This window comes from Rhodopirellula sp. JB055 (assembly GCF_043100905.1).
Taxonomy (GTDB): domain Bacteria; phylum Planctomycetota; class Planctomycetia; order Pirellulales; family Pirellulaceae; genus Rhodopirellula.
In genome coordinates this window covers 1-8,729 of the sequence record NZ_JBICHO010000615.1, presented here as the reverse complement: position 1 = coordinate 8,729, position 8,729 = coordinate 1, and the positions used below count along the sequence as shown (strand labels likewise).

Below are 8,729 nucleotides of genomic sequence, written 5' to 3'. Positions count from 1 at the left end.
GCTTTTTGGAATGACTCTTGGAACGTGCGTCCGATCGACATCGTTTCGCCGACCGATTTCATTTGTGTGGTTAGCGTCGCGTCGGCTTCGGGGAATTTTTCGAACGCGAAACGAGGCATCTTGGTGACGACGTAATCGATTGTCGGTTCGAAGCAGGCTTTGGTTTTCTGCGTGATATCGTTGGGCAGTTCCCACAACCGATATCCCACCGCCAACTTGGCCGCGATTTTCGCGATTGGAAAACCGGTCGCTTTGCTGGCCAAGGCCGAGCTGCGGCTGACGCGTGGGTTCATTTCAATCACGATCATTCGGCCTGTGCCAGGCTCGATCGCGAATTGAATGTTACTGCCTCCGGTCTCGACACCGATCTCGCGAATGACGGCCAGCGAGGCGTCACGCATGCGTTGGTATTCTTTGTCGGAAAGTGTTTGTGCGGGGGCGACGGTGATGGAGTCACCGGTGTGGACGCCCATCGGGTCGAAGTTTTCGATGGCACAGATGATCACGACGTTGTCGTCGCGGTCACGCATGACTTCCATCTCGTATTCTTTCCAGCCAATGATCGATTCTTCGATCAAGACTTCTGTCACGGGCGATTGGTCCAACCCGTTTTGCACCAGCGAGTCGAAGTCGTCTTTGTTGTAGGCAATCGCGGAACCGCTGCCGCCCATTGTGAACGAGGGGCGGACGACGGCGGGCAGGCCGACTTCCGCGAGGGCTTCGCGTGCTTCGGCGAGTGTGTGGACAGTGAAGCCCTTGCAGACATCCAGTCCAATCTTTTCCATCGCCTTTTTGAACTGGTCGCGTTCTTCGGCTTTGGCGATCACCTTGGCGTTGGCGGCAATCATTTCGACGCCGTATTTTTCAAGCACGCCGTTGGCGTCCAGGTCCATCGCGACGTTCAGGCCGGTTTGGCCGCCCAAAGTCGGCAGCAGTGCATCGGGACGCTCTTTGGCGATGACCTTTTCGACCATCTGCCAAGTCAGCGGTTCGATGTACGTTGCGTCGGCGGTCGCCGGGTCGGTCATGATCGTCGCTGGGTTGCTGTTGACCAGCACGACCTCATAACCCTCTTCACGCAAGGCTTTGCAAGCTTGCGTTCCGGAGTAATCGAATTCGCAAGCTTGGCCGATCACAATCGGGCCACTACCAATGAGCAGAATCTTCTTGATGTCGTCGCGACGCGGCACGGGAACGATCCCAAAAGAGGGCGGAGGGGCTCGAATGGCGGGCGATTCCGTCGTGAGCCCGCCGGTTCGGGGGCCCTGGTTCAACGACGCCTGCCGTGAAAATTTCGGGAAGGATAACACGGTTTGGCCTCGGCGCAGAGGACCGGGATCCGATCAAAATCGATTCGTCGCGAAGTCTCGACCCGATTCACGATGCGAGCCTGAATTGGCGGGGAATTCATCCTTCGCGGCCGATTGATTCAATCCCAATCCGAAGCGTTTGCGAGGGACGGCGTGCCATTGCAACGGGCCGGTGGGTCCCTCGCTCACGCGTTTTGAAGTTGCGTTTTTCTCAAAACCCGAAGCGTCAGCGAGGAAAAAACGATGTTGACTTCGCCTCGCTGACGCGTCGGGTTATGAAAAACCAATGCCTCACGCAAAAGCGCAACTTCAAAACTCACGTGTCGGGTTGTGATTTTGTTGTAGGTTGGCCACTCTTGGCCGACATCCATCACTCTGACGGCCAAGAGTGGCCATCCTACCTGCTTTGCACGCTGACCATTGGTCCGATTCATGAACACGATCTTTTGCCTGCGATGGGCTCTTCCCGCGTTTCTGATTGCCACCGCGTTGACGCCCCCGTCCTTTGCGGAAACGTCAACGAAAGAGCATCCCAACGTCTTGTTCATTTACTTGGACGACTACGGTTGGCGAGATGCCAGCTTCATGGGGTCGGATTTCTATGAGACGCCGAATTTGGATGCTTTGGCGGAACGAGGCATGGTGTTTTCGAATGCTTATTCTTGTGCGGCGAACTGTGCGCCGGCGCGAGCCAGTTTGCTGTCGGGACAGTATTCGCCGCGTCACGAAATTTACAACGTCGGCACTGAACGTCGTGGCAATCCGAAACACGGAACGCTGATGCACATTCCAGGCACCGACGTGCTTTCCACAGACATCCGCACTTGGGCTCATCAAGTGCATGAGGCCGGGTATCGAACCGGCATCATTGGCAAGTGGCATTTGAGTGACGATCCGTTGCCCTATGGCTTTGATATCAACGTCGCGGGCACGCACAGCGGCAGTCCGTCGAAAGGCTACTTCCCACCTCATCCGAAAGTGCCAGGACTGCTGGATGCCAGCGATGACGAGTACCTAACGGATCGTCTCACGGACGAAGCCATCCGGTTCATCACGGACAACCAACAGCATTCTTGGTTCTTGTATTTGTCTCACTTTGCCGTCCACACACCGTTGCAGGCCAAGCCAGATCTCGTCGCGAAGTACAAGGCGAAGCAGCCCGGTACGTTGCACGATCACGCGGTGATGGCCGCCATGATCGAGAGCGTCGATGAGGGCGTCGGGCGGTTGGTCGACATGCTGCGGGAACTTGGGTTGGAAAAGAATACCGCGATCGTCTTCACCAGCGACAATGGCGGCTTCGGTCCAGCGACCTCCATGAAGCCACTGCGTGGATACAAAGGCACTTATTACGAGGGCGGAATTCGCGAGCCGTTCTTTGTGACCTGGCCCGGCGTGGTGGATGCGGGGACGAAGAGCGACGTTCCGGTCATCGCTGCCGATCTGTATCCGACGTTTATCGAGATGACTGGGGCCAAGCTTCCGGCGGACCAGACAATCGATGGCGTGAGTTTGATGCCATTGCTCAAGCAGGAAGGAAGTCTTGCCGATCGCGAATTGTACTGGCACTTCCCCGCCTACTTGCAAAGTTACTCAGTCACCGACGGTCAACGAGACTTGCTGTACCGAAGTCGCCCCTGCGGAATCATTCGAGACGGTCGGTGGAAGCTTCACGAATACTTCGAGGACGGCGGTTTGGAACTCTATGATCTGGTGGCTGACCCGGGTGAATCGAACAACTTGGCCGATGCCAATCCCATCAAAACTCGCGCGCTGCACGGCAAGTTAGTGGCTTGGCGAAAGCAAATTGGGGCGCCGGTTCCAACGGAGCCCAACCCGAATCACGATCCGGACAGCGAAGCGAAAGCGATGCAGAAAGCGGAACGCAAAGCGGCAAAACGTTGAACCGGTGTGGGGGTGAGCCAGCCTCGCGTTTCGCGAATTTTACGAGATGCCCTTGTCCGGTTCTTGTCGGATCCAATAATCAAATGAGCATTGAAGAGCATTCGGATCGTTCCGAATGCTCAATGAATCTCTCTTGGTGACTGTCGCAACTGCGGTTGCGATCTTCAAACTCATGGCTCTTTCGTTCAACCCGCACGATTTCGCGTTCACGGCATCTTTGCCGAAACGGACCAGCGTGTGCGAACGGGTCGGTTTGATGATCGCGTGTTGGTTGGTTGCTTGGTCGCAGTTGCTGCCACCGGCATTCCCGCCTGTTTCGATCGCGAAGGAGGTGGCTGCATCGAGTGTCGTCTCGACGCTTCAGAATGTTGTCGCTGCCGAACGTGCGATCGCGATGGATTCCGATCGGGGTGCCGCTTCGGTTGCCCAGACGTTGAAAGACGCCCGAGAACGATCCATTTCGTTGGACTTGGCGACGGCCAATCGATGCGATCAGACTTCTCGCGTTCAATTCGCGTGGGCGCGCCAAGCGGGTGCGTGGGCCAGCATTGGTGCTGTCAATTCTCTGGTGAATTTGCATGTGAGATTGCAGATCTAAGACGCCTTCGGGTTGTTCTGATTTCTGTTTTTCTTATGCAATGAATCTGATTGAGAGTTCTAACGATGTCTGCGCGCGCAAACCGTTCTGTTTCCACGAGTCCTTCTTTTCAAACGAAGCCATCCACACCGAGTCGATCGTCTGAGTTGCCTGATGTGCTGCAATCCGTCGTGAAGCTATTGGCCAAACGCGATTACGAGGGTGTTGTCCGACGCCTGCATTCCGCGGGAAGAACGCCCGCGATTCGAAACACATTGGGGGTCTGCCTTCTGCGATTGGGGCGGAGGGAAGAAGCCTTGTCGGTTTTTCGGCAATTCGTCCTGTCTTCCGACGGCGTGTTGGAACGGTCGGAAGTATCCAGTGTTTGCAAACGCAACTTCGCGACCGCGCTGCTTGTTAACGGATTGGTGGGTGGAGCGTTGGATGCGCTCAACCAGTCCGGCGAACCGGATCACCCGCGCGCCATTGAGTTACGGAATTGCTTGCGTGACTGGGAGCGTTCGCTTTCTTGGTGGCGACGGTTGGATTGGAAGATCAATCGCATTGTTGCGAAGGACTGTCACGTGCCGTTCACGTTTGAACCCGGTGAACTGGAGTTTGATTTGTCGTTGAGCGACGACGCTCGCACGTTCAACGAAAGTCATGCTTTGCAAGCAGGACGATAACCCGTTCGACGAGTGCTTCGAAGCCGGCACGCAGATGTCAGCCCTATGGCGTTCGCAACGGTTTCATTACACAGCCGGGGCTAACGCTCCATGGCACTTACTTCACCCTCCCAGGGTGGGTCGGCCCGCTTCGGGCCGGGGAGGGCGAAGCTAAAACCCGGTGTGTAGCCCTCCCCTCGCTTCGCTCGACCCTCCCAGGGTGAGGGTGAATTTGTAAAGTAAGTTCCATGCGTGTCTGCGCCCTGGCGTCTTTGCGTCACGAACAGCTTCGCCAAATTGCGTTGCGTGACAGAGGAGGGCATCCAGGCAATGGAACCATCCGAATTTTTGGTGAATCCGGCTACGGTTGCGCGTCCGAATTTTTGGTGAATCCGGCTACGCGACGCGGCGGCGGGTGGTTCTTGTTGCGGTGGTGCCGGTTGCTGAGCCGGGGGCGGTCAGCGATTTAATCCGGTCGAGGGCGTTGGCCATCGCGACTCCGTCTCGGAAGCGTTTGAGTGGCTTGGGGTCCATCGATTTGCGGATCCAATCCACGAACTCTTGGTTCAAGCCGCGACGCAGTTTGGCGTACGAGGGCAAAGGTGCTTCAAAGGGATACTCCGGCAAAGCACCTGACAACATCCGGTAGATCACCAGGCCGAGTGAAAACACATCGCTGCGATAGGTCGGTTTTCCCATCGCTTGTTCTGGGGCGATGTAGCCAAGCGTTCCGGATGCGGAGACGGCATGACGTCCACGTTCGATCCGTGCCAACCCGAAGTCGGTCAAGCAGATCTTCGAGTTGGGGAACAGGATGAAGTTCTCGGGTTTGATGTCGCGGTGCAGGACTCGGCGTTCGTGTGCGTATGCGACGGCGGACGTCATTTGACGGACGTAATTCAGCGTCGTCGCGCGAGCCATGCGGCGACCGAGTCGATCGTGCAGGGTTTCCTCGCCCAACGGGAAGACCATGACGAAGTGACCGTCGATGTACCGAGCGTCCTTGAGCGGCAAAATGCTCTCGTGTGACAAGCTCGCCATGATGCGAACTTCGCGTTGCAGGTCGTCGGCAGATTGGTGGTCGCTCGAAGCGTGTGACTCCGGAATCTTCAACGCAACTTCGCGATCTTCGATCGTGTCGTGGGCGGAGTAAACGGTTGCAAATCCTCCTTCGCCAAGTTTCTTGACGAGTCGGTATTTGTCGAGCCGCATGCCGACGCGAAGCCGACGCGTCGATTCGCTGGGGTCCATCACCAATTTCAAACGTGCCGTCACGGGCGTTGCCTCAAAAGAGAAATCGAATTCGCACGGCTAGACGCTCGTGCCGACCCATTGAAATCACAATCGAATCATTGGTCGAAAAAACAAGTCGCGGGTAACAACACCGAAGGACTCGTCGCCTCGTCCACTACGGGATCAATGGGACTCGTCACCTCGTCCACTACGTGATCCTTGGGGTCACTTAGACGTTGACGTGATCGTGTTGTTGGACTTCGATCGCGCTTTCACAGCGTGTGGCAATGTCAATGGTGACTGCCCAGCGTCCTTCGGCGTCTGCGGTGATGATCCAGTGAGGCATCACGCACACCGATTGGTGAACCAGTTCAAACCCGGCTTCGCTCTGGCTGACAGTTTCCACGGGGAACGCCCACACACCGCTGTCGCGATCGGTTCGCAGGTCGATATCGACACCGAGCCAACGATCGGACAGGGACAGACCACGAACATCGGTGAGGTCCAAGCGTTCGCCGAGTTGTCCGAGTTGGTTGCCGTCGACGTCGCTGAAGTAACGGTCGTCGGCTCCGGATGGCAATCCAGCGAAATTCCATTCGACCGCGAAGTGCAGTGGGCTGGCCGGTGGCAGGTTCTCCAGCAAGTAAGTCACGGAAAGGTTGCCGCTGCCTTCTTGCAAGGTGACCGCCTTGGTCAGCGTGATGGGGATTCCCCAAGCGTTGCCGTCACGACGCAGTTGAGCTTGCACGCGATCGCTGCCACGACGCAGTTTGGCTTCGAATGGCAGTTCGACAAAATCGCCTCGTTCAGGTGACTCGCCACGTGAGACGGATTCCAACGTCGCTTCGTTGTCAAAGAAGTGATCCATCAAACTCTTGCGAGCGTAACGATCGTACTGAATCATTTGATCCAGGCCTTCTTGTTTGAACACGACGCGGTCGTGGATGCTGGCCACATCGCCACCGGCGTTACTCGGCCCCGCCAGGACTTTGCGGTGGTAGGCTTCGGGGCGACGTTGCAAAGTCGCCAACAAGTTGTGGTTGATGCCTCGCAAGTCCCACTCGTACATCCGGCCACCTTGGGCAGGATCGATCCAAGCGACCATGGATTCGTTGGACAGCCGGATTTCTTGTTGGCCGTCGTAGTCGAAGTCGCCGGCGGTCGCGGAAACGGTGTTCAGCGTGCCTTCGATTTCCTGCAGCAACGTGTCGGCTTGGATCAGGTGTTCGTAGATCGCGTTGCGGAGGTGAGGCAAGTAGATTCCGCCGAAGGCACCGTGCCAGTACGGGCAGTTGCATTGGCCGCGATACAAGTGGTCGCGAATTTCGGCGAGCTCGCCCGCATCGTGACCGCTCGCTTCGGCTTTGGCCAACCGATCGCTCACGTGCATCATGCGAGCGTACATCTCGTTGGTTTCTTCGTACTTCACCTTGAAGTTCCGCCAGAAACCGCCACGCACGAACGATTCCAAGTGGCCCCAACGCTCGTCGTTTTCCAACGCGTGGGAAACGTCGTCGAGGCTCTCTTGTGACTCGGCGGGCAACGACCAAACCGTCATTTCGCGGTAGCTGCAATCGGGCAGGTAGGCCTTTCCGGCGGGAGCAGCGTTTTGGATGGACTCGGCCAGTGTGACCGTGTGCAACCACTCTTGGTTTTCAGTCAATGCGTCGAAGAACGAACGCAACCAGCCTTCGTCGTAGACGTGCGATTTGGTGTCAGGCCAGGTGCCGAACTTTTCACCGTCGTCACCGAACGTCATCACGGCACCGGGATTCGAATGAGCGATCCCGCGAAGGTAATCGATCGTTTCGTGAGCCGGACGGAATGGGATCGTGTAGCGAAGTTGTTCGCTGCCGGGGAAGACCCGAAGCAGTTGGCCTTGGTCTTCGACGACGAAGTAGCTACGCAGTTCTTCTTCCGCCATCCCTGCGGATTTGAAGTGGTAGTCGTCCAGCACGGTGTAACGCATCCCGGCCGCGGCAACGTCGGCGGTCAGGCCGGATTCCCAGACGCGTTCGGGCATCCACATGCCGGAAGGCGTGACACCCAGGTTTCGCTGCAACCACGAGCTGTACGATTGGATTTGTCCCACGCGGTCGCGGCGGGGCAGCATCGTCAGGATCGGTTCGTACTGTGGTCCGCCCACGATTTCGATGCGGCCGGCTTCGACGAGCAAACGCACGCGGTCGAGGTACTCGGGATGGCGTTCGGCCAACCACAGCATCAATGGGCCGGAGGTGTGCAGCGAGATATTCAGAGCGTCGTATGGTTCAAATACCTCCAGGAACGGCAGGTAGCTGTCCTGGTAAGCTTGTTCAAACACGCCATCGAAGTTTCCGATTGGCTGGTGGTTGTGAAGGACCAAGCAAAGGTGAACGTGAGGCGACATGGGCGCTGGGGTCAGTGTGTGGAAGGACGTCGTGAAACAGGCGATGACGGTGCGCGAATTTTACGATTTGCATGCATGGCGCGAATGCAAAAAACAACCGGAATTTTTGAAACGGAGCGATTGTTTGGGCGAGCCAAATTCGCTGGTCGTTTCCAGCCGGTTAATCGGCGCAATCGTCACACTCGCGACAACCGCTGCGAACATCATCGGCTGACGGTTGTGCCGGCTTGAGCGGAAACGACGGTGGTAACGATTATGCGGGTTGGAACGACACCCGAAAAACAAACTGTAGCTGGGTGGTCCTCCACCGAGACGAGCATTGAATCGTTGTTGCGTGCGGTTTTGCGTGGTGGGGCAGGGATGCGAGATCCAGATGGGTTGGAGCATGGTTTGGGTGGGGCGAGGCTTGGAGGGAGAACGCTGGTTGGCGGAACAGTTGGGGACAACTGTTCTACTCTGGTGCGGATGGTGTTTGGGTCACGGTGGAGACCACCGTGCTACAGGTTTTTGGGGCAAACTGTAGCTCGGTGGTCCTCCACCGAGACGAGCGTTGAATCGATGTCGCGAGCCGTTTTGCTTAGCGGGGGCGGGATGCTTGAACGGGATAAGTTGATGCCCGGTTTGGGTGGGGCGAGGCTTGGAGGGAGAAC

At 57.1% G+C, this 8,729-nt stretch carries 7 protein-coding genes; 4 read left to right on the top strand and 3 right to left on the bottom strand.

The window, feature by feature from the left end; translation table 11 throughout:
- A partial coding sequence (gene carB / locus ACF8AM_RS24055) for a carbamoyl-phosphate synthase large subunit (protein ID WP_392558089.1) occupies positions 1-1,190 on the bottom strand: 1,190 nt, incomplete at its 3' end.
- 552 nt (positions 1,191-1,742) lie between these two features.
- Here carB and ACF8AM_RS24050 point away from each other — a divergent pair.
- The 3 genes from ACF8AM_RS24050 to ACF8AM_RS24040 all read left to right on the top strand — a co-directional run bounded on the left by ACF8AM_RS24050 (position 1,743) and on the right by ACF8AM_RS24040 (position 4,478).
- Complete coding sequence (locus tag ACF8AM_RS24050; protein ID WP_392558088.1) at positions 1,743-3,215, top strand: sulfatase; 1,473 nt, start codon at positions 1,743-1,745, stop codon at positions 3,213-3,215.
- Positions 3,216-3,351: 136 nt separating this feature from the next.
- Entirely contained in the window at positions 3,352-3,813 is a 462-nt protein-coding gene (locus ACF8AM_RS24045) for a hypothetical protein (RefSeq protein WP_392558087.1), read from the top strand.
- Positions 3,814-3,878: 65 nt separating this feature from the next.
- A complete protein-coding gene (locus ACF8AM_RS24040) occupies positions 3,879-4,478 on the top strand; it encodes a tetratricopeptide repeat protein (RefSeq protein ID WP_392558086.1) in 600 nt (199 codons plus the stop codon).
- A gap of 375 nt (positions 4,479-4,853) precedes the next feature.
- On the opposite strand, the gene ACF8AM_RS24035 is transcribed toward ACF8AM_RS24040, so the two are convergent.
- Together ACF8AM_RS24035 and ACF8AM_RS24030 are read right to left on the bottom strand one after the other, a co-directional pair.
- Entirely contained in the window at positions 4,854-5,732 is an 879-nt protein-coding gene (locus tag ACF8AM_RS24035) for a serine/threonine-protein kinase (protein ID WP_392558085.1), read from the bottom strand.
- 187 nt (positions 5,733-5,919) lie between these two features.
- Complete coding sequence (locus ACF8AM_RS24030; RefSeq protein WP_392558084.1) at positions 5,920-8,079, bottom strand: alpha-amylase/4-alpha-glucanotransferase domain-containing protein; 2,160 nt, start codon at positions 8,077-8,079, stop codon at positions 5,920-5,922.
- A 31-nt stretch (positions 8,080-8,110) separates the two neighbouring features.
- On the opposite strand from ACF8AM_RS24030, the gene ACF8AM_RS24025 reads away from it, so the two are divergent.
- A complete protein-coding gene (locus ACF8AM_RS24025) occupies positions 8,111-8,293 on the top strand; it encodes a hypothetical protein (protein WP_392558083.1) in 183 nt (60 codons plus the stop codon).
- Positions 8,294-8,729 lie beyond the last annotated feature (436 nt).